The organism is Snodgrassella sp. ESL0324, from assembly GCF_013344955.1.
Taxonomy (GTDB): domain Bacteria; phylum Pseudomonadota; class Gammaproteobacteria; order Burkholderiales; family Neisseriaceae; genus Snodgrassella; species Snodgrassella alvi.
Genome location: NZ_JAAEDS010000012.1, coordinates 434,048 through 460,813 on the forward strand (window position 1 = coordinate 434,048; position 26,766 = coordinate 460,813).

General features: G+C 41.7%; 21 protein-coding genes, 2 tRNA genes and 1 pseudogene. 17 read left to right on the plus strand and 7 right to left on the minus strand.

Annotated elements, in window-relative coordinates; translation table 11 throughout:
- Window positions 1-142 precede the first annotated feature (142 nt).
- From GYY70_RS04130 to recG, 15 genes and pseudogenes are all read left to right on the plus strand, one after another.
- On the plus strand, window positions 143-1,615 hold the full coding sequence (locus GYY70_RS04130) for an MFS transporter (RefSeq protein WP_084547415.1): 1,473 nt from the start codon (window positions 143-145) through the stop codon (window positions 1,613-1,615).
- Window positions 1,616-1,689: 74 nt separating this feature from the next.
- Window positions 1,690-2,820: a P1 family peptidase gene (locus GYY70_RS04135; RefSeq protein WP_084585086.1), complete on the plus strand. Its 1,131-nt coding sequence runs from the start codon at window positions 1,690-1,692 to the stop codon at window positions 2,818-2,820.
- 430 nt (window positions 2,821-3,250) lie between these two features.
- Window positions 3,251-4,669: a type I glutamate--ammonia ligase gene (glnA, locus tag GYY70_RS04140; RefSeq protein WP_025330382.1), complete on the plus strand. Its 1,419-nt coding sequence runs from the start codon at window positions 3,251-3,253 to the stop codon at window positions 4,667-4,669.
- A gap of 351 nt (window positions 4,670-5,020) precedes the next feature.
- Window positions 5,021-6,520 carry an exopolyphosphatase gene (ppx, locus tag GYY70_RS04145; RefSeq protein WP_174831374.1) on the plus strand — a complete coding sequence of 500 codons (1,500 nt, stop codon included), beginning with the start codon at window positions 5,021-5,023 and terminating at the stop codon, window positions 6,518-6,520.
- A 25-nt stretch (window positions 6,521-6,545) separates the two neighbouring features.
- Entirely contained in the window at window positions 6,546-7,622 is a 1,077-nt protein-coding gene (corA, locus tag GYY70_RS04150; RefSeq protein ID WP_174831375.1) for a magnesium/cobalt transporter CorA, read from the plus strand.
- An 81-nt stretch (window positions 7,623-7,703) separates the two neighbouring features.
- Entirely contained in the window at window positions 7,704-8,201 is a 498-nt protein-coding gene (locus GYY70_RS04155) for an acyl-CoA thioesterase (RefSeq protein WP_025330379.1), read from the plus strand.
- Window positions 8,202-8,221: 20 nt separating this feature from the next.
- The gene (locus tag GYY70_RS04160) at window positions 8,222-8,845 is read left to right on the plus strand and encodes a riboflavin synthase subunit alpha (RefSeq protein ID WP_174831376.1); all 624 of its coding nucleotides are present in this window, start codon (window positions 8,222-8,224) and stop codon (window positions 8,843-8,845) included.
- 776 nt (window positions 8,846-9,621) lie between these two features.
- Window positions 9,622-10,704: pseudogene (gene ribBA / locus GYY70_RS04165) on the plus strand (bifunctional 3,4-dihydroxy-2-butanone-4-phosphate synthase/GTP cyclohydrolase II); the annotation flags it as partial.
- 152 nt (window positions 10,705-10,856) lie between these two features.
- On the plus strand, window positions 10,857-11,753 hold the full coding sequence (locus tag GYY70_RS04170; protein WP_084547407.1) for a DMT family transporter: 897 nt from the start codon (window positions 10,857-10,859) through the stop codon (window positions 11,751-11,753).
- A 133-nt stretch (window positions 11,754-11,886) separates the two neighbouring features.
- A complete protein-coding gene (gene ribH, locus GYY70_RS04175; protein ID WP_174831377.1) occupies window positions 11,887-12,339 on the plus strand; it encodes a 6,7-dimethyl-8-ribityllumazine synthase in 453 nt (150 codons plus the stop codon).
- Between the two features lie 34 nt (window positions 12,340-12,373).
- The gene (nusB, locus tag GYY70_RS04180) at window positions 12,374-12,790 is read left to right on the plus strand and encodes a transcription antitermination factor NusB (protein ID WP_084547423.1); all 417 of its coding nucleotides are present in this window, start codon (window positions 12,374-12,376) and stop codon (window positions 12,788-12,790) included.
- 125 nt (window positions 12,791-12,915) lie between these two features.
- Window positions 12,916-13,539, plus strand: a complete 624-nt coding sequence (locus GYY70_RS04185) for an RDD family protein (RefSeq protein WP_174831378.1) — start codon at window positions 12,916-12,918, stop codon at window positions 13,537-13,539.
- Between the two features lie 905 nt (window positions 13,540-14,444).
- Window positions 14,445-15,035: an RDD family protein gene (locus tag GYY70_RS04190; protein WP_174831379.1), complete on the plus strand. Its 591-nt coding sequence runs from the start codon at window positions 14,445-14,447 to the stop codon at window positions 15,033-15,035.
- Between the two features lie 189 nt (window positions 15,036-15,224).
- Window positions 15,225-17,093 (plus strand): dihydroxy-acid dehydratase, encoded by a 1,869-nt coding sequence (gene ilvD / locus GYY70_RS04195; protein ID WP_084552840.1) that lies wholly within the window; start codon window positions 15,225-15,227, stop codon window positions 17,091-17,093.
- A 190-nt stretch (window positions 17,094-17,283) separates the two neighbouring features.
- Window positions 17,284-19,320, plus strand: a complete 2,037-nt coding sequence (gene recG, locus GYY70_RS04200) for an ATP-dependent DNA helicase RecG (protein ID WP_174831657.1) — start codon at window positions 17,284-17,286, stop codon at window positions 19,318-19,320.
- A gap of 151 nt (window positions 19,321-19,471) precedes the next feature.
- Here the strand turns inward: recG and GYY70_RS04205 are convergent.
- The 5 genes from GYY70_RS04205 to GYY70_RS04225 all read right to left on the minus strand — a co-directional run bounded on the left by GYY70_RS04205 (window position 19,472) and on the right by GYY70_RS04225 (window position 22,602).
- A tRNA-Glu gene (locus GYY70_RS04205) sits at window positions 19,472-19,546 on the minus strand.
- Window positions 19,547-19,556: 10 nt separating this feature from the next.
- Window positions 19,557-19,633 (minus strand) — tRNA-Arg (locus tag GYY70_RS04210).
- Between the two features lie 161 nt (window positions 19,634-19,794).
- On the minus strand, window positions 19,795-21,135 hold the full coding sequence (locus GYY70_RS04215) for a deoxyguanosinetriphosphate triphosphohydrolase (protein WP_174831658.1): 1,341 nt from the start codon (window positions 21,133-21,135) through the stop codon (window positions 19,795-19,797).
- Window positions 21,136-21,293: 158 nt separating this feature from the next.
- Window positions 21,294-22,049 (minus strand): hydroxyacylglutathione hydrolase, encoded by a 756-nt coding sequence (gene gloB / locus GYY70_RS04220; protein ID WP_174831380.1) that lies wholly within the window; start codon window positions 22,047-22,049, stop codon window positions 21,294-21,296.
- A gap of 16 nt (window positions 22,050-22,065) precedes the next feature.
- Window positions 22,066-22,602, minus strand: a complete 537-nt coding sequence (locus GYY70_RS04225) for an NUDIX hydrolase (protein WP_037391996.1) — start codon at window positions 22,600-22,602, stop codon at window positions 22,066-22,068.
- A gap of 123 nt (window positions 22,603-22,725) precedes the next feature.
- Here GYY70_RS04225 and crcB point away from each other — a divergent pair, with 123 nt between their 5' ends.
- Window positions 22,726-23,112: a fluoride efflux transporter CrcB gene (crcB, locus tag GYY70_RS04230; protein WP_174831381.1), complete on the plus strand. Its 387-nt coding sequence runs from the start codon at window positions 22,726-22,728 to the stop codon at window positions 23,110-23,112.
- A 48-nt stretch (window positions 23,113-23,160) separates the two neighbouring features.
- On the opposite strand, the gene GYY70_RS04235 is transcribed toward crcB, so the two are convergent.
- Window positions 23,161-23,718: a GNAT family N-acetyltransferase gene (locus GYY70_RS04235; RefSeq protein WP_238791809.1), complete on the minus strand. Its 558-nt coding sequence runs from the start codon at window positions 23,716-23,718 to the stop codon at window positions 23,161-23,163.
- Window positions 23,719-23,757: 39 nt separating this feature from the next.
- A complete protein-coding gene (locus tag GYY70_RS04240) occupies window positions 23,758-25,386 on the minus strand; it encodes an ABC-F family ATPase (protein WP_025330365.1) in 1,629 nt (542 codons plus the stop codon).
- A 145-nt stretch (window positions 25,387-25,531) separates the two neighbouring features.
- On the opposite strand from GYY70_RS04240, the gene GYY70_RS04245 reads away from it, so the two are divergent.
- Window positions 25,532-26,764 carry a chloride channel protein gene (locus tag GYY70_RS04245; RefSeq protein ID WP_174831382.1) on the plus strand — a complete coding sequence of 411 codons (1,233 nt, stop codon included), beginning with the start codon at window positions 25,532-25,534 and terminating at the stop codon, window positions 26,762-26,764.
- Window positions 26,765-26,766 lie beyond the last annotated feature (2 nt).

Here is a 26,766-nt window from a genome sequence, read left to right on the forward strand (position 1 = left end):
CAAAACTACTTATCAATCAGCTGGCATTTAATCAATCAGCACGTTCAAAAAATAATTTGATATCAGGCCAGCATCTGAAGCAAAAATTTTTATGCAATGCATATTGCAATGCCAATTGATATAGTTTTTATCAGGATGAATCATGCATACTCGCCGGCCTGTCACTCCTCACACATTCAATAAATTACCCTTACACGTTAAACTGGGGTATGCCATCGGACAAATGGCTGATTCACTTGCCTATAATCTTTTTTATGTTTTTTATCTTTTTTTTCTGACAAACGTTGCCAGCATTCCTGCTGCTCAGGCAGGTACCATTGTTCTGATTGCTGTTATCTGGGATGCTGTAGCTGATCCGCTGGTCGGTCAGTTTTCAGATAATATCTGTTCACACTGGGGGCGGCGCAGACCATTAATGCTGGCAGCTATTCTGCCATATACCCTGCTATTGTTACTGCTCTATACTGATATTTCATCTCTCAGCACCAATCAGAAAACGGTTTATTTCACCATAATTGCCATTCTGTTCTGGTCTGCTTACAAAATTTACGTCATACCTTTCTACACTTTAGGTGCAGAAATGACCAATAACTTTGATGAACGTACTTCGCTTCGGGTATGGGCGGGTTATGCACTTAATGCAGCCGTTCTTGTATCTTCTTCCGCTCCGCCGCTGATTGTTAAATGGATTGTAGATCATGGATTCAGTGTCAGCAGCGGCTGGCACGGCGTGAGTGTGATATTTGCTGTTCTGACTTTACTGAGCGGACTCACCTGCTGGTTTCTGACACGTGGTTATGAACTGCCTGTCCGGCATAAAACAAGCCGAATACACAGCAGATACCGGCTTCTGGCTTTTATTCGCGAAGTTATCAGTAATATGATTGAAATCTGGCGTCTTTCATCAAGTAAATTTCTTGGCGCATCAGTTTTTTTCTGGTCGGCTGCTTACGCGCTCAGTACCGGAGCCTTATATTATTTATTCTTAAACAACATGGCATACAGCGAAAAAGATGCTGCGATCTGTTTTTTGATTTACAGCTTACTGGCTCTTGCCTGGCTTCCCGCTGTTAATTATACCGCGCAGAAATTTGATAAAAGAAATGTCTATTATCTGTCTATGCTCATCAGCTCAATAGGCACAGGCGTATTCTTTTTTTGCGGATTTCCTAACAGAACTATGCTGATAATTTTTTTAATTCTGCTGCAACTTGGTAATAGTTATTTTTGGACTATATATTATTCCATGATGTACGACATTAGTGAGCTGGATGATTTTATTAACAACAAACGAAGAGAAGGAGCAATTACAGCCCTGATGTCATTCTTACAAAAATTCGGTAGTGCACTGGCCATTTGGTTTATTGGTTTTTATCTGGAGAAACATGGATATATATCATCCACAGGTCAGGAAACCATTATTCAGCCACCACTGGCACAACAGGCTATTCTGGAATTAAACACATGGATTCATGCATTAGCCGGCATTATTGCTGCACTGTGTGCCATTGGTTATCCACTGACCCGCAGCCGTTATCAGGCATTACTTACCGCTCTTAAAGCAAAAAAAGAGCAGCAGCCGTACACCACCAGTAATTTCAAACAACTATTGTAAAAATACTGCAAAAGCTGATTTTTACAATATAATCAAGATAAACAACATGATATATGTAAAAAAGGAGAAATATTATGACTAAGAAACGTGCACGGGAATTAGGAATTCCTCTAACCGGCACCACTGGCAAAAACAATGCGATAACCGATGTATGCGGCATTGAAGTTGGCTACAGTACCGTTATCTATGGTACACCGGATGATTATACAGGTCCGGGTTCAGCTTTTGCCCGTACTGGTGTAACCGCTATTTTGCCCAGAGGTAAACAACGAAGTGCCGTATTTGTCGGCAGGCATGATTTAAACGGCAATGGAGAATTAACCGGCACACACTGGCTGGATGATTCAGGTTTAATGCATGGTCCGGTACTCATTACCAATACTAACAGCGTAGGTATTGTACGCGATACCACCAGCAAATGGATGATAGATAATCACTTTTATTTTCCATATGTTAACAATGGTCAGCCTGTAGACGGCGTAGGATATTTTTATCCGGTAGTGGGCGAAACATGGGACGGATTATTAAACGACATTAATGGTTTTCATATCAGACCTGAACATGCACTTGAGGCTTTAAATAATGCACACGCAGGTGCCATTGCTGAAGGTAACGTCGGTGGTGGCACCGGCATGATCTGCCATGATTTCAAAGGTGGTACCGGCACCGCATCACGTATAGTCAGCACAGAAGCCGGTGAATTTACTCTGGGTGTACTGGTACAGGCCAACCATGGTATGCGTGATACTTTTCAAATTTGCGGTATTCCGCTGAAAGATGAATTTGGCCCTGAAACCATGCCAGTAATTAATACTTTTGCCCCCAAACCGGGAACAGGATCTATCATTGTGATTCTGGCTACCGACGCCCCGTTACTTCCCTGGCAACTGAGTAAACTCACCAAACGTGTCCCTATTGGCATAGGCTTACTCGGCGCTTATGGTGATAACGGTTCCGGCGACATTTTTCTGGCTTTCTCTACCGCTAATGAAAATGCTTACAGTCTGGGCATCAGCAAAATTGATATGCTGAGCGATGAAATTATTGATCCGCTTTATATTGCCACAGTAGAAGCAGTTGAAGAAGCAGTATTAAATGCTTTATGTGCAGCTGAAACCATGGAAGGTCGTGACCACAATCTGGTTCAGGCACTACCGCAGGATCAACTGTTAGCTATTTTGAAAAAATACGGAAAAATCAAATAAATAATTAATATTTATTAATTTCAGCCCGTTAATTATGAGTTAATAGATAACTTACGGGCTGAAACAAATCAATACGATTCGATTCAAATATCAACATTCTGAATCAATAACATAAGAAAATTTGAAATAACGCTTTTATTTACGGTAATATTCTGCCTGGTACATCAACCTGGCTCTTCCTTATTTCCTGACATTATTTGATTTATTAAATTTTTCTGTAGTGAATATCTAAATCTGATAGTTCACAAATTCTGATATAAACCAGAATAGATATATATAACAACATGTTTTTAAATAAATTAATTTAATCCGTTATAAAAAACCGGCTTTTTTTACATCAATGCGTTTTTTTTACAAATTGAATGTGGCAGAATCACCTTAACTTGCCGGAGAGTTTGTCACTCTCCAGACCTTAATGGGAGCCTTAAATATGTCAATAAAAAAAGTAGTTAGCCTGATTGAAGAAAATGATGCCAAATTCATTGATTTGCGCTTTACCGATACAAAAGGCAAACAGCAGCACGTATCCGTACCAGCCAGAATTGTGCTGGAAGACCCTGAAGAATGGTTTGAAAACGGTCAGGCTTTTGATGGATCTTCCATCGCCGGCTGGAAAGGAATTCAGGCTTCCGATATGACTCTGAGACCAGATGCATCGACAGCATTTATTGACCCTTTCTATGATGACACCACAGTTGTTTTAACCTGTGATGTTATCGATCCGGCCAATGGTCAGGGTTACGACCGTGATCCGCGCTCCATCGCAAAACGTGCCGAAGCTTATCTGAAATCAACCGGTATCGGTGATACTGCATTCTTTGGTCCGGAACCGGAATTTTTCGTGTTTGACGGCGTAGAATGGCAAACCGATATGAGCGGTACCCGTTATAAAATTCATTCTGAAGAAGCCGCATGGTCTAGCGGTAAATCATATGACGGTCAGAATACCGGACACCGCCCGGGCGTTAAAGGCGGCTATTTCCCTGTAGCACCTGTTGATTCCGGTCAGGATTTACGTTCTGCCTGCACCCAGACACTGGAAGCGATCGGCATTCCGGTAGAAGTACATCACCACGAAGTTGCCACTGCCGGTCAGATGGAAATCGGTACCCGTTTCAATACACTGGTGCGCCGTGCTGACTGGACACAAGATATGAAATATGTCATCCAGAATGTAGCGCACAACTTTGGCAAAACTGCTACTTTCATGCCAAAACCTATTCTCGGTGACAATGGTTCCGGTATGCATGTACATCAGTCTATCTGGAAAGACGGACAAAATCTGTTTTCCGGTGATGGCTACGCCGGCCTGTCTGATCTGGCTTTGTACTACATCGGCGGTATCATTAAACATGCTAAAGCACTGAATGCGCTGACTAATCCGTCAACCAACTCTTACAAACGTCTGGTTCCGCATTTTGAAGCCCCGACCAAACTGGCCTACTCTGCCAAAAACCGTTCAGCTTCTATCCGCATTCCGTACGTTGCCAGTGCAAAAGCCCGCCGTATCGAAGCTCGCTTTCCGGATCCTACCGCTAATCCTTATCTGGCTTTCACCGCTTTGTTAATGGCCGGACTGGACGGCATCCAGAATAAAATTCATCCGGGTGATCCTTCAGATAAAAATCTGTACGATTTACCACCGGAAGAAGATGCTCTGGTACCAACCGTATGTGCTTCTTTAGAAGAGGCACTAGAAGCACTGAAAGCAGACCATGAATTTTTAACCCGTGGCGGCGTATTCAGTCAGGACTGGATCGACAGCTATATTGAATTCAAGAGCGATGATGTAAAACGCATCCGTATGGCACCACATCCGCTTGAATTTGAAATGTATTACAGTCTGTAAAATATTAGTCTCAAGCTGATTCTCAGACCGCTTATCCATGAATAAATCCGCCATACCGGCAAAATTTATTCCACAGATACAGCGGTCTGAATTGTATCCGGATTTCAGCTGATTCTAGCTCTATGCACTGCTGCAATCTGTCAGCATAATAGCAATGTAAAGTACTCAGCTCTGCCGAAATACTTAAGTACATTCAATCGCAAATTTCCCCTTTTTATTTTTACCCAAAAATAAAATTCACTGTTACTTGTGTATCATTTTCGCCGACAGCGTTTGGCAAAACAGCCTTTCATGGCAGTTGTGGTAGGGATACGGTAACATTATGCCTATCTGAACTAAAAAATATTTATTATGACCACGCAAGACATGCTCGCTACTGTAGACCTAGGCTCTAACAGCTTTCGTCTCCAGATTTGCCACAATCAGAACGGCCATTTACAGGTCATTGATTCCATCAAAGAAATGGTAAGGCTGGCAGCAGGACTGGACGAACAAAAAAATCTTGATCAGGATTCTCAGCAACGCGCATTGGATTGTCTGGCCAGATTCGGAGAAAGACTGCGTGGTTTCAATCCCGATCAGGTAAGAGTTGTTGCAACCAATACTTTTCGCGTTGCCAAAAATATCAGCCAGTTTATACCGCTTGCCGAAGCCAGACTGGGTTTTCCGATTGATATTATTGCCGGACGCGAAGAAGCCAGACTGATATATACCGGTGTGGTTCATACCTTACCGCCTAAGGGTGAAAACATGCTGGTAATAGATATTGGCGGCGGCTCTACTGAATTTGTTATCGGACAGGATTTACAGCCTGCCATTACTGAAAGCCTGAATCTTGGCTGTGTTTCCTACAGTATGCGGTTCTTCCCGCGCGGTAAAATACACCATAAAAATTTTCAGGCCGCAGTCAACAATGCACGGGCAGAAATTCAGCGTATTTCCGTCGCACTCAAAAATATTGGCTGGCATCACGCTATTGGTACCTCCGGCTCTGCCCGCTCTATTCGCGATGTGATTGCAGCCGGCGACACAACCATTGATGCAATTACCGCAACACAAATGCACAAAATTGCCAATCATATTATTGCAGCCGGAAGCACCAAAAAAGCCAAACTGGAAGGCTTAAAATCAGACCGGACAGAGGTTTTTGCCGGCGGACTGGCTGTAATGATTGCCGCCTTTGCCGAACTGAATATCAGCGAAATGACAGTAACCGACGCCGCACTGCGGGATGGTGTGTTTTACGACATGATCGGACGACAACTTGGTGATGATATGCGCAACCAGACTATAGCTGATTTTCAGCAGCGATATCATGTTGACACCATCCAGGCAGAACGGGTAGCCGTGCTGGCTCAAATGATATTCAATCATCTGTCCGCCTCTGTCTCTCCTGATCATCCGGAACAATGGCAGCAATATGTACACTGGGCTGCGCTGGTACATGAAATTGGTCTGGATATTTCCCATACTGGTTTTCATAAGCATGCAGCCTATATTCTCGATCAGGCTGATATGCCCGGTTTTTCACGTAAAGAACAGCATATTCTGGCCACAATGGTATTAGGACAGCGCGGCGACCTGCGCAAAATAGCTGAATTCAGTCAGCAGGAAATGCTCTGGCTGGGTATATTGTCATTACGGCTGGCTGCACTGTTCTGCCGGGCACGGCAGGACATTCAGATACCGGTGAATCATTGTGACATTCACTATGACCAACAGTTAAGGAAACTGACCATCAGCCTGAGTAAAGAATGGTTAAAACACAATCCGCTTACAGATAGTGTCTTATTGCAGGAATCTGTTTTATGGCAGAAAATTGGATTACAGTTAGAAATCAAAGCCATGTAAACCATAATTCAGTCAAGGATGTCCCATGAGTACAACGCCGAATGTTTCCAGTAACAAACTGGCTCAGACCCATAATCTGCCTAGTCTGGTACATCGCAGCAATGTCAGCAACATGCCGGCACAATCCATGACTATTATCCGGATTAAAGAAAAGCAACTAATCAATCATAGCTTCACTGGCGACGATATATGCAGTAAAAACATACCGGTACCTGATACAGAGTGTCTTACATGGATTCACCTGATTGGTATTACTGATAACGAACAGCTGCATCAGCTATTACAGCCTTTTAATATCCATGAACTGGCCATGGAAGACATGCTTAGTCGCAAGCAGCGTCCGAAAATTGAAGACTATGGACATTATCTGTTTGTAGCCGCACGAGTTTTTGTTTATAAAAAACAAAAACTGCAATATAACCAGATTTATATCATCATTGGTCAGAATTATATTATTACTTTCCAGTTTGAACCGCTCGGATTACTGCATATTATCCGTAAATATATTCAGCATAATTACAGCGATATCTACCGCAAAGGAATTGATTTTCTGGCGTATTCATTGCTGGATCGTATCATTGATGATTATTTCGTTACTGTAGATGAATTTGATAATCGGGTTGAAGGTGTAGACAAACGCCTGTTTAGCAACAGTAATAAAAACTTACTGATTCTGATCCACCAGTTAAAACGTGATGCCAGTAATCTGCGCCGTACCCTTTCCCCTATCCGTGATATTGTCGGCCGAATTGTACATGGAGAATTTTCCATGTTCAGTCAGAACACCCATGTTTATTTACTTGACGTGTATGACCATACCCAGCAATTAATGGAAACGCTCGACAGTGCACGAGATACTGTAATGGGCATGATGGATGTGCATTTATCCTATCAGTCAAACCATCTGAATGAACAAATGCGCATGCTTACCGTTATCACTATCATCGTTATGCCACTGAATGTCCTTACCGGTATCTATGGGATGAATTTTGATAACATGCCTGAATTACACTGGCATTATAGTTATTTTGTGGTACTCGGTCTTATGGCGACTATAATTATTAGCTTATTAATTTATTTCTACAGACGGCGCTGGTTATAACTATCAATAGCTTCTATAATAACAACCAGTCTTCATAGAAAGACAATAATTAACACAGAAACACACATCAGAGGCTATTCCATGAAACCTACACCTTTACCACCGCAAGGTGCGCAGCATCAGCTCTCCATGTCTGTACTTATGACTCCGGCATTGGCAAATTTTCACGGAAATGTACATGGCGGAGATTTACTCAAGCTACTGGATCAGGTAGCCTATGCCTGCGCCAGTCGTTATTCTGGCGAATATGTAGTAACATTATCAGTTGATCAGGTAATATTCAAAGAACCAATTCACGTGGGCGAACTCGTTACTTTTTATGCGTCAGTCAACCATGTCGGCCGAACTTCTATGGAAGTTGGTATTCGCGTGGAAGCACAGGATATCCAGCATCGCAGTGCACGTCACACTAATAGCTGTTATTTCAGCATGGTTGCTGTAGACAAAAACGGCAAACCTACAGTTGTACCGCCGCTGTGTATTGCCAGCGAAGAAGAGGCTCGCCGTTTTCAGGAAGGAGCCATTCGCAAAGAAGCCCGGTTAAAGGCTGCAAAAACCAGACATACACAATCTGCCTGATCTGTTTAAAGGGAATATAAATGTTTACAGGAATTGTCTGCGGTTTAGGTACCGTTACCTCTATTCAAGAGTATGAACAATTGCGCACAATACAGGTACGTCTCCCTGAGGGAGCCTGTGACAACCTGACTATCGGTGCTTCTATTGCCAATAATGGCTGCTGCCTGACCATTACAGCTATTAAAGGTGATGAAGTATGTTTTGATGTCATGGCGGAAAGTCTGGCCAAAACCAATTTAGGACAACTACAAGTAGGTGATGCGGTAAACATTGAGCGTGCTGCACACTATGGGGATGAAATTGGCGGTCATATTATGAGTGGTCATATTTTTACTACGACCACCATTAATAAAATTGAAGACACCCCTGATAATCGTACTGTCTGGTTTAATCTCCCTGAAAGTGCAGCCCCTTATATCCTTACTAAAGGTTTTATCGGGCTGAACGGCTGCAGCCTGACGATCGGCGAGGTAACCGCTACTGAATTTAACGTTCATCTGATTCCTGAAACCATGAACCGGACTTTATTTGGAAGCTGTCAGGTAAATGATCGCATCAATCTCGAAGTGGATGCTCAGACACAGGCAATTGTTGATACCGCGCAGAAATATATGCAAAAATATATAAATAAAGTAAAAAATTAATTAATTATAAATTTGCTTATATACAAAATATGTTATATAAATATACAGAAACTGATTACTATTTATCCAAATAAGTAATAATCGGTTTCAAAATATTCAGCTATAAATAATTATTTGTTAGTTTATCATCTTTTTTAAGTAAAAAAATTCACATAGTATAAAATTTGAAACAACACAATTTAAATAAATATGTATATTAATTATATTAATGTTTAAAAAATAGTCAGCACCTTAGTTTTTAATAAGTAGTATGGTTTGTTTTAAAAAATTGTATGGTTTATTTTAAGAAATTGCTTGGTTCATTGTATGGTTTTAAGAAAAATCAGATTTTTTAATTTAATTCTTTTTATATCTTTTACGGCGATTTCTGATAAATATTTGTTTCCCCAATGAGAAAAGCTGTTCCGTCAAGTCTGTATTTATCCACTTTTCACAATCAGTCCGTTTTGAAAACGGTTTGCTGCTTTCAAAAAAGTTTTGTACCTGAAAAATTAAAGAAAGCGACTGACTCATCTTTTATTCATCAATAATGCCTGCAAGTAAAATTTTATTATCTCACTATCTATTCTGTAACTTGAGTAAAAAATCATTATTATTTATATAATTTCCTGCCTGATTAATGATATTGCAGCTTAATCTGTTTATTTTAATTTTTTTATTCCGTTAATTTCGTAGCCGGCATTCGAATAACACTAAGATAAAAGCGCACCAGTCCCGGTAATCCAGAGTAAAATAATCCTTATTTTATTAAGGGAGCGTTGTTTACTATCATGAGTATTGCCACCATTCCTGAAATTATTGCCGACATAAAAGCCGGTAAAATGGTTATTATTACTGATGCAGAAAACCGTGAAAACGAAGGTGATTTAATCATGGCTGCACAGTTTGTCACACCTGAAGCCATCAATTTCATGATTAAATATGCCCGGGGTCTGGTTTGTCTGCCTCTGGAAGAAGAAATAGTAGATCGCCTCCGCTTACCACTGATGACACAGAATAACGGCGCTCAGTATGGTACTAATTTTACGGTTTCCATAGAAGCAGCACATGGTATTACTACCGGTATTTCCGCAGCAGACCGTGCCCATACTGTACAGGCAGCAGTTTCCCCTACAGCCAAAGCAGAAGATATTGTCCAGCCGGGTCATATTTTTCCATTACGTGCACAAAAAGGCGGCGTTCTGGTTCGTACCGGACACACTGAGGCAAGCGTTGATTTAGCCAAACTAGCCGGCCTGATTCCGGCAGCCGTTATCTGTGAAATCATTAATGACGATGGCACTATGGCCCGTATGCCGGAGCTAATGGTTTTTGCTGAAAAACATGATATTAAAATTGGCACTATTGCTGATTTGATTGAATATCGCAGCCGTCACGAAAGTCTGATAGAAGAACTGGGAGTAAATACTATCCACACAACATGGGGAGATTTTACTCAGCATGTATATGTTGATCAATTATCCGGTGAAACCCATCTGGCACTGGTTAAAGGCGATCCGGAAACTGCCGGTGAAGTACTGGTAAGAGTACATGAACCATTTAGCGCCATGGATTTTCTGCAACCGGATCAGTTGCATACATGGCCACTACCTGAAGCTATGGCACGTATACAGCAAGCTGATGCCGGTATAATTATTCTGATGCACCGTACCGAAACCGGAGCCACTTTATTAGACCGCACCTTACCCAAAGGCACTCATCAGACCAGACAGTGGGATAGTAAAACTTATGGTATCGGTGCTCAGATACTGGCTGGTTTAAAAGTCAAACGCATGCGGGTAATGGGTAAGCCTTCTGCCTTTACCGGCCTGAATGGATTTGGTCTGGAAGTTACCGGGTTTGAAGAACCATCCCGATAATAATTCTTTACTAAACAAGTATATATTTTAGTAACACAATTAAATACAATACCCCACCTCAGGCTGTCTGAATTATCTGTTGCCATTGAACACCGGCATCGGGTATTTTCCGACAGCCTATTGTAATGGCTGTTATTTAAGGATGGTATCTAATGCAACTGACCCCGCAAAAATGGGCTGCTTCCGGTTTAACTTTCGGCTGCGTTGTTTTCGGACTCGGCAGCCTGATTGTTAAATTTGTATCTATTGGTTCTTATGCCATTGCATTATGGCGTGTATTCATTGGTGGTATCGTTTTTCTGATTTTAAGTCGCTATTTTGGTCAGAAACTGCCTGAAAGCAATAAAGCAAAACGGTTTTGTATGCTATCAGGTGTATTTTTAGGTTTTGATCTGGCATTCTGGCATGAAAGCATTCATGCAGTAGGTCCGGGAATTTCTACTCTGCTCAACAGTATGCAGATTTTTTTTCTGGCGGCAATTGCCTGGTTTTTCTTCGGTGAACGACAGAGCAAATTACAACTATTCAGCATGATATTGTCTGTAATCGGTATTTTACTGATCGCCCACCCTGAACTCAGACACAATTCACATGGTGGTTATGGTATTTTTATCGGTCTGATTTCCGGTGCAGCAATGGCTGCCTCCATGGCATGTATTCGTCAGGCACATCTGGCAGAGCCGGTTGCATTATTTCCGCTGATGCTGCTGGTCAGTGTCGGAGCAGTCGGTGCATTAATTGTGCCAAGTATCCTCATTGACTCAAGCCATTTCTGGCCTACTAACACAAAAGATATTCTTCTGATCATGATTTACGGTGTGGTCATGCAGTGTTTTGCCTGGGGGTTAATTGCTTATGCCGTACCTTTGCTGTCACTGACTTTAACCGGTTTATTACTATTAAGTGAACCTGTTGCTGCAATTCTGATCGATTTTTTCCTGCTGAATAAACCGATAAATACTGTGCAATGGACTGGTACTGCACTGACCTTACTGGCCATTTATCTGGGCTCACTTAAGCCCAGACACAAACAGAAAAAAACAGTTTAAACATTCCACCCTATTGGCAAATTCGGTAAAATCAGAATGCTAAGCATAAATACTTGTGTGTCTGTGATGTAAGTATTTTATTCCGGACAATGCAATGGTGCTTGAGGCGTAACAGATGAAAAAAGGAAACTGAATGAATACCATCACCCCGGAACATAACGGCTCTGGCCTGCGTATAGGCATTGTACAGGCACGCTTTACTAATCCTATCGGAGCAGAGCTGGTCAAAGCCTGTTGCAGCCGCTTAATTAAACTGGGGGTTAAAGACAGCGATATAACTTTGGCTACTGTACCGGGTGCTTTAGAAGTACCTCTGGTATTGAAAAGCATGGCTGGTAGTGGCAAATTTGATGCATTGGTGGCCATCGGAGTGGTTATCCGCGGTGAGACTTATCATTTTGAGCTGGTGTCCAACGAAGCCGCCGCAGGTGTATCCCGAGTTAGTCTGGATCACAATATACCCATTGCCAATGCTATACTGACTACCGAAAACGATGCTCAGGCACTGGCACGTATGCACAATAAAGGCAGTGAAGCGGCTATAGTGGCAGTAGAAATGGCCAATCTGCTTAAAATTCAATATTGATTATTTATTAAACAAGGACATTGTATACATGTCAATGATTACACCACGTCGTCGTGCCCGTCAGTTTGCTGTTCAGGCTTTATATCAGGCACAACTGAATAACGAAGAATCAGCTGCTATTATTGCGCAGAATATCCGTGATAATGAATATTTCGTCAAAGCTGATGAAGAATTGTTTACCCAGATATTTTTTGGTGCCTATAACAATCAGCGTGATTACATGAAACGGATCCGTCCTCTGCTGGACCGCCACGAAGATGAGCTTAATCCGGTTGAACGGGCTGTATTACTGATGGCCTGTCATGAACTTTCTGCTATGCCTGAAACCCCCCATCCGGTAATTATCAATGAAGCTATCGAAATTACTAAAACCTTTGGTGGTACCGATGGCTATAAATTCATTAATGGTATTCTGGATAAACTCTCGGCTGAATTACGAACTTCTTTATAAAATTTTATTAGAAAAAACAGACAGGCTGTCTAGCCTGTCTGTTTTTGTTATATAAATTTATATATTGCAAAATATTTATCATACAAATACAATTAAAAACTGTTTATTACATATATTATCTTTTTATGCAAAAAAATTACCGTGGTAGTGTTGATTTAGTTAATTCAAATAAATCTTTATCTGCATTAGCTAATGGTAAACTGGAATTAGCGTCGCCAGCTGATCGATTAAGTGCTGTAGTAATTAACCATATAATTGGATATCTGATTGCTACACCCTTCTACATTTATTATACGATTTCGATATGTAAATTTTTAGGGAGTATTGATCCTGATGAAGCAGATGCATTAGATAATATAGAACAATTGGTCCAGTTTTTTTTAGAGCATTTTTTTTTAAACTGGCTTATTCTTCCATTAACTGAAATTATTATTGGTTTCACTTTTGTAACATCGATTATTTATACTATCTGGCAAATCTGCTGGATGACAAAATATGGTCAGTCAATAGGTAAACGTTTACTTAAAATTCGTGTAATCAGAACCAATGGAGATAATCCGGGATTTATACATAATATACTGCTACGTGAAATTGTATACGGTTTTATAGCAAGTATCATTAGTATGATGACATTGGGTTTTGGAACTTTGATTTTCCTGTTTATTCCATGTATGGTATTTGCTACCAGCTGGTATAGACGTACCCTGCAAGACTTTCTGGCTGACACGATCGTTGTAAAAGTTAAATAACCAGTAAGCCCCGGATAATTCTAATTTTCCGGGGCTTACTGAATGTAGATTGATTTATATATTATAAATATAATTTTTACAAAAGCTATTTTGAAACATTTTGTACTACTATAGTTTTTACAAATTTATCTTGTAAAGTAACAGATAAAAATTTATTCGAAAATAGACGATACAAACACATCAAATTAAATATATCTATCAGAAAAATTACAAGTATTAATGGACGTGCTGTTACTGATAAAAACAAATTAAATGGCATAAATAAGAAAAAATATAAAAAACCTCATTATGCGGATCTGGTAAATAAAAATACTTATTGTAAGAATATATAATAAATAAATTCCCTTTTTATCACATTTGTCCAAAAATCAGGCGATGTGTTATCAAGGTGTATTACCTTGATACCCATTATTTTTTACCTATAAACAGTCCACGTGTCCGCATCCAGAAACATTGCCAGAATGGAAGAATCATTAAAAAAATGCATCAAGAGTAATACAATTATGACTGCAATTATTCGCTGCAAGGAAGTTGCCGCCACATAATCTTTTGCAGAATTATTATCTTTATCAAGATTTTGTATTTTTATAACATCATGTATTTCAATCATATTATTTTCAAACAATTAAATTTGTTAAATTAGCAATATTAATATAAAACATTAAAACTGATTTTTGAAAAATATTCACATATTTGTATATTCTGAATTGTTAAATAAAAAAATAATTTAGAAAACTCATGATTGACAAGTTGACAAAAAACAAAGCAAAATGATTAACTATATTTAACTTATTGAAAAATTAATCTTGATTATATTACAAATATTTATTAAATTATCTACTTAATATACTTGAATTATAATAAATTGACTTAATGTTTTTTTATAAATTTTAATAAAATTTACCATGCCTTATATTCAGAAAGATTTTTCAAAAAATATTTATGATTATGATGATTTTCATGATTCAGAAATTGAAGTTAAACTTGCAAGTCCATGGGAAAGAATTGCAGCACATATAATTAATTGTATACTTTTTCTTTTCTTTTGCTGTATGAGTTCATTGTTATATATAGTTCAATATATTTTTCAGCAAGAATCTGAGAGTATTGATGAAATAGCTTTCTATATATTTATGTTAATATTTTTAACGCCTTTTTTCATATTACAGTTAATTATGATGAGTAAAGCAGGTCAGTCGATTGGCAAATATCTGTTGAAAATTAAAGTTATTAAGCTTGACGGGCGCAATCCGGGATTTGTCGGTACTGTATTAATTCGTGAAATTGTGTTTTATACAATTTCCGGTATTTTTTCATATTTATTGATAGAATTTTATATCTATCTTTTAAACGTTGATATGTTAGCTGTTCTGATATTGAATCCAGTATATGGATATTTAATTCCGTTATTTTGCCTGGTAATGCTGTTCAGAGTGGATACCAATCGTCGGACTTTACAAGATTATTTGGCCAAAACAATTGTCATAAAAGTATAATTATATATACTTAGGGATATTTCATACTGATATGCTGTTTCATCTATATAAACTTTTGTATAGCCTGAAATTAACCTGTTAAAATTATATAATCAATTCAGTTCTAAGTTTACAAACATCAACTGCCTGCGTACTATGCTGGCAGTTGTTTTACATTTACAGATAAAAACCAATACAAGGGAATGCATAATGCCACAATACCGTTCACAAACTTCTACACATGGGCGCAATATGGCCGGTGCACGCGCACTCTGGCGTGCAACAGGTGTCGCTGATAGTGATTTTGGTAAACCGATTATTGCTATAGCCAATTCTTTTACTCAGTTTGTTCCCGGACATGTGCATTTGCACGATATAGGTCAGCTGGTAGCACGTGAAATTGAACGTTCTGGCGGTATTGCTAAGGAATTTAATACCATCGCGGTTGATGATGGCATCGCTATGGGACATGAAGGAATGCTTTATAGTCTGCCTTCACGCGACCTGATTGCGGATAGTGTGGAATATATGGTCAACGCACATTGTGCTGATGCACTGGTGTGTATATCCAACTGTGACAAAATTACTCCGGGAATGCTGATGGCATCTATGCGCCTGAACATTCCGACTATTTTTGTCTCCGGTGGTCCGATGGAGGCGGGTAAAATTATCGCAGCCACCAATGGTGAGCAACAAATCCGCAAGCTGGATCTGATTGATGCAATGATTGAGGCTGGTAACGATAAAATCAGCGATGAAACGGTTGCACAAGTGGAGCGTAGTGCCTGCCCTACCTGCGGTTCATGCTCAGGTATGTTTACGGCTAATTCAATGAACTGTCTGACTGAAGCGCTGGGTTTATCTTTACCTGGTAATGGTTCTTTACTTGCTACCCATGCATTACGTAAAGAACTTTTTCTTGAAGCAGGCCGGCGTATTGTTGAATTAGCCAAACGCTATTATGAACAGGATGACTCCAGTGTGCTTCCGCGCAGTATTGCAACTAAGGCAGCTTTTAATAATGCTATGAGTCTGGATATTGCTATGGGTGGTTCTACCAATACGGTATTACACTTGCTGGCAGCTGCGACCGAGGCCGGTGTTAATTTTAAAATGGCTGATATTGACCAGTTAAGCCGCCATGTACCCTGCCTGTGTAAAGTGGCTCCGGCTACACAAAAATATCACATGGAAGATGTGCATCGTGCCGGTGGTGTTATGGCCATTTTATCCCAGCTTAATCATGCCGGTTTACTAGATACCAGTGTACATACTGTACATATGCCTACACTGGCAGATGCGATTAAGCACTGGGATGTAAGCAATCAGAACAATACTGAGGCAATACAACGTTATCGCGCTGCACCGGGCGGAATCCGTTCAACTGAGGCTTTCTCACAAAACGCGATGTGGCCTTCTCTGGATTTGGATCGTGAAAATGGCTGTATCCGTGATAAACAGCATGCTTATTCTCAGGACGGCGGTCTGGCTGTGTTATTCGGTAATCTCGCAGAACGCGGCTGTGTTGTTAAAACGGCTGGTGTAGATGATAGCATCCTTAAATTTACTGGTCGCGCCCGGGTGTTTGAAAGTCAGGATGAAGCTGTTGAAGCCATTCTGGGTAATCAAATAGTAGCTGGTGATGTGGTTATTATCCGTTATGAAGGTCCCAAAGGTGGCCCAGGAATGCAGGAAATGCTTTATCCGACCAGTTATCTGAAATCTAAAGGTTTGGGTAAAGCATGTGCTCTGCTTACAGACGGTCGTTTTTCCGGGGGCACCTCGGGTCTTTCGATTGGTCACGCCTCTCCTGAAGCTGCTGAAGGCGGCAATATCGGGCTGGTACAGGAAGGAGATATTATCGAAATTGATATTCCTGAACGCCGGATACATCTGGCTGTATCTGATGCAGAGTTGGTACAACGCCGCACAGAAATGGAAAGTCGTGGTGCCCGTGCATGGAAACCTGTTAAACGTCAGCGTCATGTCTCTGTTGCTTTACGTGCCTATGCAGCCATGACTACAAGTGCTGATACCGGTGCTGTACGTGATGTAACACAGGTTGAGCGACAAGATTAATTCATTCTGTCAGAGTACCCGTTTCGCTGTCCGGATAGCGAAACGGGTTTATTTTTTAATCAAAATACACAGTGTATTAATTTGATATTCTGATCAATTCTTTAAATATGATTAAAGTAGTCAGATTAGCGCTATACGTGCAAACATGCTATTGTAACCATGTTGTAATATGCTTTTACTGTTTGTCACTATGTCTGCTGCTGATTTTCCCTTTCCAGTAAGTGCCAATACGCTTGCCAAACTGAACAAACTCAATATTACTAATATATGGGATTTGGCTTTACACTTACCATTACGCTATGAAGATGAGACACATATTACGCCGATTGCTGATGCACAGAACGGGGTGCCGGTACAGATTGAAGCTACTGTTATTCATCAGCAAATACAATTCCGTCCGCGTAAACAGCTGGTAGTACAAGTTCAGGACGTATCCGGACATGTCTTGTACCTGCGTTTTTTGCATTTTTATCCTAATCAGCAAAAACAACTGGCAGAAGGTAATGTGATTCGGGCTCTGGGTGAAATCAGACATGGTTTTTTTGGCGATGAGATGGTGCACCCAAAAATTCGCACTGATATTGATAAAGGACTGGCAGAAAGCCTTACTCCGGTTTATCCCACCGTTAACGGACTAAACCAGCCTGCTCTTCGCCGGCTGATTCAGGCTGCACTCAAGCACTTGCCGGCAGATGATACACTGCCGGCTGAATTATTACAGCAGTTACAATTACCTCCCCTGCTGGAAAGCCTGATTTTTCTGCACTCTCCGCCACCAGAGTACACTGCGCGTGATTTACATGAAGGTACTTTACCGGCATGGCAAAGACTGAAATTTGATGAATTGCTGGCTCAGCAGTTATCCATGAGGCTGGCACGCCAGCAACGCTTAAACGGGCATGCAAAAGCTTTAACTGGTAACGGCCATATTAGTGAGCATTTACTGGCTAACCTGAGTTTTACCTTAACAGAAGCTCAGCAGCGTGCTCTTGCTGAAATCACTGATGATTTAGCTCAGACACACCCGATGCACCGTTTACTACAGGGAGATGTGGGCAGCGGTAAAACCATTGTTTGTGCTCTGGCAACGGCAATAGCAATAGAAGCCGGTTTTCAGGTAGCAGTCATGGCGCCCACAGAAATTCTGGCTGAACAACATTATCTGAAATTCACACAATGGTTTTCACCTTTAGGAATCCGGATTTTCAGACTTTCAGGCAGTATGCGGAAAAAAGCTCGTGATGAAGCACGGAAAGAACTGGCAGATGGTACTGCTCAGCTGGCAATAGGTACGCATGCTCTATTTCAGGATGATGTTACTTTTCATAATCTGGGTCTGATTATTGTTGATGAACAGCACAGATTTGGCGTTGCCCAGCGTCTGGCATTAAAAAATAAAGGTGAAGATGTACATCAGCTGATGATGTCCGCCACACCAATACCACGCACACTGGCAATGAGTTTTTTTGCCGATCTGGATGTTTCTGTCATTGATGAACTGCCTCCCGGACGAACACCTGTTATAACCCGTCTGGTAAACACGGCCCGCCGTCAGGAAGTTGAAAAACTGGTAAAGCATACCTGTGCACAAGGCCGGCAGGTATACTGGGTCTGCCCGTTAATTGAAGAATCTGAAGTACTGCAATTGCAAACTGCTGTAGATACAGTTGCTCAATTACAGACGGCGTTACCGGAACTGAATATAGGCTTAATACATGGACGGCTCAAGCCGGCAGAAAAAGCAGCTGTTATGACATCATTTGTTGAAGGCAGTATTCAGGTACTGGTAGCTACAACAGTGATTGAAGTTGGTGTAGATGTACCCAATGCCAGTCTGATGGTAATAGAACATGCTGAACGTATGGGACTGGCACAATTGCATCAGCTTCGCGGTCGGGTGGGACGTGGAGCAGCAGCCAGCCGCTGTGTATTGTTATTTAGTGAACCTCTTAGTGATGTAGCCAAAGCACGTTTGAAAGTAATTTATGAAAATACCGACGGCTTTGAAATTGCCCGGCAAGATTTGAATATTCGCGGACCGGGAGAGTTTCTGGGAGCACGCCAGAGTGGTATGCCGATGCTGCGTTTTGCCAATCTGGAAGAAGATCTGCCCATACTGGAAAAAGCACGTGATTTAGCGCCTGTTCTGATTAGCCAGCAACCTGAAGTAGTCAATAAACACTTGCAACGGTGGCTATCTCAACGGTCTGCTTATTTGGGCGTATAAAATATTTATCTGTATTAACAGCTCCAGTGAAACCTGAAAAATTTAATGACAAAATTTAGCAGCTATATTCTCAGGACTAAACAATTAAACCAGCAATATTTCAAGCTAAAATAAAAAAACCTGTTTGAAAAATCAAACAGGTTTTAAAATCTGGCACGCCCACGGGGAATCGAACCCCGGTTACCGCCGTGAAAGGGCGATGTCCTAACCGCTAGACGATGGGCGCATTAGCTTGATGGTGCACCCGGAGCGATTCGAACGCCCGACCCTCTGGTTCGTAGCCAGATACTCTATCCAACTGAGCTACGGGTGCACTGCTTTCGAACTCGTTTAAGAGTCACCGAAAATCAAGAAGCGCGATAATACGCAATAAATGGTCTTTTGGCAAGCCAAAAATAGATAAAAATGAAAACAAATAGATAAATATATTGATTTTTATATATTTATTTTGCAACTATATAAGCAAAAAAAAATCTACAGCATTCCGATTCCGGATACTTCACGCGCCAGCTTTGCCGCAGTATTGTCAGTCATACCACCTACAAAATCCAGAACTTTCATATATCCCAGATATAAACCATCCTTTTTATCCAGTTTTTGTTCTTTTAATAATGACAATGCCAGCTCTTGCCTTTTACTAAGCTGATCGGTTTTAATAAAGGCATGCACCGCAGGTACAAGCAAACCCAGTATCGAACCCAGACAAGGGAAAGTAGCAATTTCAGTAATGAGCTTACTTTGATGGCGGAATATACGTGTGCGAGCCAGCTCTTTTGCAGCGTTCAGAGCTTCACTAACATCCGGACTAGCCAGAGCAAGCAAATCCTTACCTCGAAATGAACCGTTCAATAAATCCCGATGATGCTTAATAAAAGTATGTGCAATATCGTCTACTGCTCTTCCGATAGCAATTCCGCGCAATCGGGCACAACGCTCCTGACTGCTATAAGACTGCCAGAAATATTCTTTATTTGTCAGCCTGGATAGAATTTGCTCTACGTCTGCCACCTGTAATAATCCCATTTCGACAGCATCTTCCAAATCCAGCAAGGCATAACAAATATCATCAGCAGCTTCCATTAAATATGAAAGCGGATGGCGCATCCACTGATTTTCACCGGTTTGCGGTAACCCCAGCTGTTCTGCAATACAACGCATAAAGGGCAGCTCAGTCTGATAAATATTGAATTTATTCCGCCTATGCGGCGCAGAACTGGTCCACGGATACTTAATTAAAGCACCGATGACAGCAGCAGTCAGACGCATTCCGCCATCATTCTGATACATTTCCAGACTGGCTACCAGACGCAAGCTATGTGCATTTCCTTCATAAGTTTCGATATCATTGCGTTCTGTATTGCTCAATTCCTGTAAATAATGAGCATGCTGCGGATCACGGAACCATTCACGCAATGCATCTTCACCTGTATGGCCAAATGGCGGATTACCGAAATCATGAGCCAGACAGGCAACCTGTACAATCGCCCCGATATCAGCAGCATGGCTGCCAGATGGCAGGAAATGGCCGGCATTCAGCATTACACCGACCCGATTTCCCAGACTGCGCCCGACACTGGCAACTTCAACACTATGAGTCAGACGATTATGCGTATGGTCATGTAAGGCAAACGGATGAACCTGCGTTTTACGGGCGAGACGGCGAAAACCACTGGAAAAAACCACACGATCATAATCAATATGAAAATCAGTACGCAGTGCATCCGCCCCCTCTTCACTTGAAGCGGTCACTGTAGGCACAATACAACCATTTTCCGGCTTAAAGCGCTGGGTACTGAGCAACTTAGTCCAGCCCATGCAATATGATGATTTTTTCATATTCAGATAAATTGAAAGCTTTATATGCCGGCTGAGATAATCAGTCGCCATTCTTTAGCTCAGTTTCAACTCATTTATTCCTTCGTTATTATGTTGAAATAATCATAGCATGCAGAAAGTCACACTGTGATTAATTTTTAAAAATGATTTTTCCACTCCCTTAAATAAGTAAACACTGCCAATGGTTGAGCAAGCTGCTGCTCTGAGAGGCCTTTTTGGCGTAATGTGGTCATCACTTCCGGTTGACTGATACGCAAAAAAGGATTGATTGTGCGTTCATGTGCCAGACTTACCGGTAAGGTAGGTAATTTATCTGCCTGTACTAATGCTTTTCTGATTGCAGAATTATTCGGTTCAACGACTTGTGCAAATTTCAAATTTGCTGCGGTATATTCATGTGCCGGATAAAACAAGGTATCAGGCGGCAGACTGTTTAAACGCTGCAAACTGCTGAACAATTGTGCCATAGTCCCGTTGACTCGTCCGCAGCCTGCACTAAACAGCGTATCACCACAAAATACTCTGTAACGACCGGCAGAATCGCACACCAGATAAGCCAAATGATCAGTAGTATGCCCGGGAATATGCCAAACTGTTACATGTTGACCGAATACTTGAAATTTACTGCCTTCAGTTACGGGTATATTCACAATATGCCAATCAATGCAACCGATAATCTGGCATTGCGAATAATGTTTTTTTAATTCCGCCACCCCATCAATATGGTCATAATGAGAATGAGTAAGCCAGATAGCATCTAGGGTCAGATTGTGTTCAATCAGATAATTTATAACAACAGGTGCTTCGCCCGGATCAATTACTATAGCCTGATTTTCTTGCTGCAACAGCCAGATATAGTTATCAGAAAGAGCGGGTAACGGGATTATTTTCATGACAAATATAAATTTATTAACAATATAACAACCAGTACTGCAAAGCAATCAGCGTTTTTCCATCATGAATCTGATTATTTGCCAGTGCCGAACGCACTTGCTCACGATTGAGCAACACCGGTTCAATAATTTCATCTTCATCCGCCGCCAGAACACTATTTGGTTGCACATGTTCAGCCAGATAAAGATACATTTTTTCATCACCGAAACCGGGAACAGTATAAAAAGTATGTATCAGTTTCACTTCAGCAGCAGTATAAGGGGTTTCTTCAGCCAGCTCGCGCAAAGCAGCATGCGCAGGATCTTCATTTTTTCCGTCCAGCTTACCGGCGGGGATTTCCAGTAAAGCCTCACCTACCGGATAGCGCCACTGTCGTACCAATACCACTTTTTGCTCAGCCGTAACCGCAAGTACAGCCGCGGCACCCGGATGCTGTACAACTACCCGCTGTGCCTGGTTGCCATTGGGTAAACGAACAGTGTCTTCTAAAACATTTAAAAAGGAACCGCGATAAACTTCTTTACTGGAAATTTTGGTTTCAGTCAGATCCATATTGATACTTTCTACATGTCTAAAAACACTAGCGTAGTCATTTCAGCAGCAGAAGGCAATATGGCATGTCCGGCTTTAGTTTAAAATTATTAATTGTATATTCGTCGTATGATTGGATTGATTATGTATTTATCTTTATTTGCCATTGCTGCCGGCGCAGCTCTGGGTGCCATCATGCGCTGGCTTCTGGGAATCTCGCTGAATACGTTTCATTCCGGTTTGCCCTATGGCACACTGCTGGCAAACTGGATCGGTGCTTATCTGATTGGTCTGTTCAGTGCATTGTGTATACATTTTACCCAGATTGCTCCGGAATGGCGTCTGTTTGTTATTACTGGTTTTCTCGGCGGGCTGACTACGTTTTCCACATTCTCACTCGAAGCCGTGCAAATGCTTTTGTCACAACGTTATACTCTGGCAGTAACACATATACTGCTGCATACAGGCGGTTCTTTACTGCTGACTATTCTGGGTTTAGTAACTGTGCACTGGTGGCTTAAAACCGGCTAAGATATGATTTTGTATTGGTTGCGAGCTTTGTAAAAAGCCGAATTATTATTAACCATCGACAGGCTGAGCTGGAGTATCCAGAATTAACTGATAAAGTGCCGCATCCAGCCAGTGACCAAATTTAAAACCAATCTGAGGGAATGTGCCGACATGTTTGAAGCCAAGCTGTTCATGCAGAGCAATACTGCTGTCATTGGCTGCATCAATCACACCCATTAATACATGTAAATCAGCCTGACGTGCACGTACAATCAGTTCCTGCATCAGTTTGCGTGCCAGTCCCTGCCGGCGACAGTCATTACGTACATATACACTGTGTTCAACCGTATATTTATTGGCAGGATAATCACGGAATGCACCCCATGAAGCAAAAGCCAACAGTTCACCCTGACTATTTACTGCACCGATAACCGGAAAATTGCGCTCACGTTTAGCTGCAAACCAGCCATGCATAAATGATAGTGAACGGGGCTCATAATCATACAGTGCAGTTGAGGTGGCGATAGTATCGTTAAACAGCGCCAGAATGGCTGCCGCATGTTCTTTTTCATTACATTCAATCAGCTTAACTGGGTTACTTTTGCCGGTATTCATTTTTTCTCCCATATAAAAAAACTGCCTGTAAACACAGGCAGCTCACAAATATTAAACTACACCCTTTTTAGCCAGATAACCTTCATAATCACCCAGATAATATTCATAACCACCTTCACCATCCAGCTCAATAATCTGTGTAGCCAGACTGGAAACAAACTGGCGGTCATGAGATACAAACACAAGAGTACCCGGGAATTTTTCCAGCGCCATATTCAGCGCCTCAATACTTTCCATATCCATATGATTTGTAGGTTCATCCATTACCAGCACATTAGGTTCCTGCAAAATCAGTTTACCATATAGCATACGGCCTTTTTCACCACCGGAAAGTACTTGTACCTGCTTGCCGACTTCATTACTGCCAAAAAGCAGACGGCCTAAAGTACCGCGAATCACCTGCTCATCATCGCCTTCCTTGCCCCACTGACGCATCCATTCAGTCAGAGTCATAGATACATCGAAATCATTTTCATGATCTTGTGGGTAATAGCCAACCTGTGCTTTCTCTGCCCATTTTATAGTACCGCTATCTGCTTTAATGCCATCATTGTATGCTTCATTATATGCACCAGCCAGTAATTTCAGCAGCGTAGATTTACCAGCACCGTTAGGGCCGATAATTGCCAGACGTTCACCGGCATCAAGCATCAAACTCAGCTTTTTAAACAATTGCCGGTCAAAACGTTTTGATAAATCCTCAACTTCAAGCGCCTGCCGATGCAGCTTTTTCTTATCATCAAAATTAAAGCGGATAAACGGGCTTTGACGGCTGGAAGGTTTCACTTCCACCATATCTGCCTTAATTTTATCAGCCAGTTTCGCCCGGCTGGTTGCCTGTCTTGCCTTGGATTTATTGGCAGAAAAACGTGCCACAAACTCCTGTAATTCCTGAAGTTTTTCCTTAGCTTTAGCATTATCCTTTAAAGTACGTTCACGTGCCTGTGTAGAGGCAAGCATATAATCATCGTAATTGCCCGGATACAGAGTAATACCACCATAGTCTACATCGGCCATATAAGTACATACTTCATTCAGAAAATGGCGGTCGTGCGAAATAATAATCATGGTGGATTCATAGCTGTTCAACACACCTTCCAGCCAGCGAATAGTATTAATATCCAGATTATTGGTCGGTTCATCCAGCAACAGCACATCCGGTTTGGAAAACAGTGCCTGTGCCAGTAATACACGCAGTTTAAAACCCGGTGCAACTTCACTCATGCTGGCATTATGCAGATGTTCATCGATACCGACACCGGCAAGTAATTCTCCCGCCCGTGCCTCAGCTGTATAGCCGTCATACTCGGCAAATTTTGTTTCCAGATCGGCCGCGCGCATATAATCATCTTCAGTGGCATCCGGATTAGCATAAATGGCGTCGCGTTCTGTCATGGCTGCCCACATTTCTGTGTGCCCCATCAGTACCACGTCCAGTACGCGCATATCCTCATACGCAAACTGATCCTGTCTCAGCTTACCCAGACGCAGGCCTTGATCAATGGCCACCTCACCACTAGTAGGTTCAAGATCACCGCCGAGAATCTTCATAAAAGTTGATTTACCCGAGCCATTGGCACCAATCAACCCATAACGATGGCCCCCACCGAACTTAACCGATACATTTTCAAACAATGGCTTCGCGCCAAACTGCATCGTAATTTTATTGGTACTGATCACCGTAATACTTCCTTTAAATTCCTGACAAAATATTCTGATTTTAACACAGACGCGTGCCAAAATTCGGCAAATTCTGTGCTGTCGTTTACAATATCGTTATTTAAAATGCAAAAGTATCTTTGATTTATCGCAAATTTATCGTGCCATGTTCAGATTAAGTCCGAAACTGATTGCCTTATTACTATTTTGTGGTGCCATCGCCGGCGTGGCAGGCATGTCACTTATCGGATTATTGCATTTAATCCAGCAGTTAGTGTACGGAATTGTCCGTACAGACGGCATCACATTTCGTAATATTGTCGAACAAACCACAGCCATACATCGTTTACTTGCATTAAGTGCATGTGGCGTAATAGCGGGCGCCGGCTGGTACCTGCTGCACCGTTTTGCTCCCAAACTGGTTGATATCAGGGAGGCAATTGGCAACAATGCCACACCTATACCATTAGTTTCTACTTTCTTTCATGGTATGTTACAGATATTCACAGTAGGCATGGGTTCACCTCTCGGACGTGAGACAGCGCCACGTGAAATCAGTTCAGCCATTGCTGATTTTATCGGCCGGCGATTTAACATCAGTATAGAAGAGAGAAAAGTCCTGCTTGCCTGTAGTGCAGCCGCCGGTCTGTCCGCGGTTTTTGATGTACCTCTGGCCGGTGCTCTGTTTGCACTGGAAACTTTATTATTCAGTTTCCAGCGCAATACTGTTATTGCGGCTTTAATCTGCTGTACAACCGCAGCATGGGTAGGCCGGATCGGACTGGGTAGCCAGCCAGCCTATCAGCTACCGGCAATTACCCTGAACAGTCCACTGTTAATCTGGTCGTTGTTGCTGGGACCACTGATTGTTGCATTCTCATGGCTGTTACAATACCAGCTCGCCTATTGCAAACCGGCTGTACGTACCAGCCCCAAGCTGATCTTTATCAGTATCGGTACCTTTATACTCATCGGGGTTTTGTCCATGCAACTGCCGGAGATACTTGGTAACGGAAAAGCCGGTAATGAACTGTTATTTAATGACCAGATAAGCTGGCATTATGCTCTGGCACTATTAATCGGTAAATGGCTGGCGCTTCTACTGGCCACCCGTGCCGGAGCATACGGGGGATTTATTACTCCTTCAATGATGCTTGGCGGTCTGATTGCATTACTGGCAGCCACTGCATGGAACAGCATGCTGCCACCTGTTCCCATAGTCGCCGCAGTAGTGACCGGAGCTACCGTTTTTTTGGCAGTACAGCAAAAAATGCCTCTTACCGCCATATTATTTGTATTGGAAATAACCAATATTACGCCCGACATGATAATGCCAATTTGCCTGTGTCTGCTTACAGCACTATCCTGCCAGCAAGGATTGAACAAAAAACAAAGTTAAAC

Excerpts from the sequence above, each read along its gene's own strand:
- GYY70_RS04130 (WP_084547415.1), top strand. The coding sequence starts at position 143 with ATGCATACTCGCCGGCCTGTCACTCCTCACACATTCAATAAATTACCC.
- GYY70_RS04135 (WP_084585086.1), top strand. The coding sequence starts at position 1,690 with ATGACTAAGAAACGTGCACGGGAATTAGGAATTCCTCTAACCGGCACC.
- glnA (WP_025330382.1), top strand. The coding sequence starts at position 3,251 with ATGTCAATAAAAAAAGTAGTTAGCCTGATTGAAGAAAATGATGCCAAA.
- ppx (WP_174831374.1), top strand. The coding sequence starts at position 5,021 with ATGACCACGCAAGACATGCTCGCTACTGTAGACCTAGGCTCTAACAGC.
- corA (WP_174831375.1), top strand. The coding sequence starts at position 6,546 with ATGAGTACAACGCCGAATGTTTCCAGTAACAAACTGGCTCAGACCCAT.
- GYY70_RS04155 (WP_025330379.1), top strand. The coding sequence starts at position 7,704 with ATGAAACCTACACCTTTACCACCGCAAGGTGCGCAGCATCAGCTCTCC.
- GYY70_RS04160 (WP_174831376.1), top strand. The coding sequence starts at position 8,222 with ATGTTTACAGGAATTGTCTGCGGTTTAGGTACCGTTACCTCTATTCAA.
- GYY70_RS04170 (WP_084547407.1), top strand. The coding sequence starts at position 10,857 with ATGCAACTGACCCCGCAAAAATGGGCTGCTTCCGGTTTAACTTTCGGC.
- ribH (WP_174831377.1), top strand. The coding sequence starts at position 11,887 with ATGAATACCATCACCCCGGAACATAACGGCTCTGGCCTGCGTATAGGC.
- nusB (WP_084547423.1), top strand. The coding sequence starts at position 12,374 with ATGATTACACCACGTCGTCGTGCCCGTCAGTTTGCTGTTCAGGCTTTA.
- GYY70_RS04185 (WP_174831378.1), top strand. The coding sequence starts at position 12,916 with ATGCAAAAAAATTACCGTGGTAGTGTTGATTTAGTTAATTCAAATAAA.
- GYY70_RS04190 (WP_174831379.1), top strand. The coding sequence starts at position 14,445 with ATGCCTTATATTCAGAAAGATTTTTCAAAAAATATTTATGATTATGAT.
- ilvD (WP_084552840.1), top strand. The coding sequence starts at position 15,225 with ATGCCACAATACCGTTCACAAACTTCTACACATGGGCGCAATATGGCC.
- recG (WP_174831657.1), top strand. The coding sequence starts at position 17,284 with ATGTCTGCTGCTGATTTTCCCTTTCCAGTAAGTGCCAATACGCTTGCC.
- GYY70_RS04215 (WP_174831658.1), bottom strand. The coding sequence starts at position 21,135 with ATGGGCTGGACTAAGTTGCTCAGTACCCAGCGCTTTAAGCCGGAAAAT.
- gloB (WP_174831380.1), bottom strand. The coding sequence starts at position 22,049 with ATGAAAATAATCCCGTTACCCGCTCTTTCTGATAACTATATCTGGCTG.
- GYY70_RS04225 (WP_037391996.1), bottom strand. The coding sequence starts at position 22,602 with ATGGATCTGACTGAAACCAAAATTTCCAGTAAAGAAGTTTATCGCGGT.
- crcB (WP_174831381.1), top strand. The coding sequence starts at position 22,726 with ATGTATTTATCTTTATTTGCCATTGCTGCCGGCGCAGCTCTGGGTGCC.
- GYY70_RS04235 (WP_238791809.1), bottom strand. The coding sequence starts at position 23,718 with ATGGGAGAAAAAATGAATACCGGCAAAAGTAACCCAGTTAAGCTGATT.
- GYY70_RS04245 (WP_174831382.1), top strand. The coding sequence starts at position 25,532 with ATGTTCAGATTAAGTCCGAAACTGATTGCCTTATTACTATTTTGTGGT.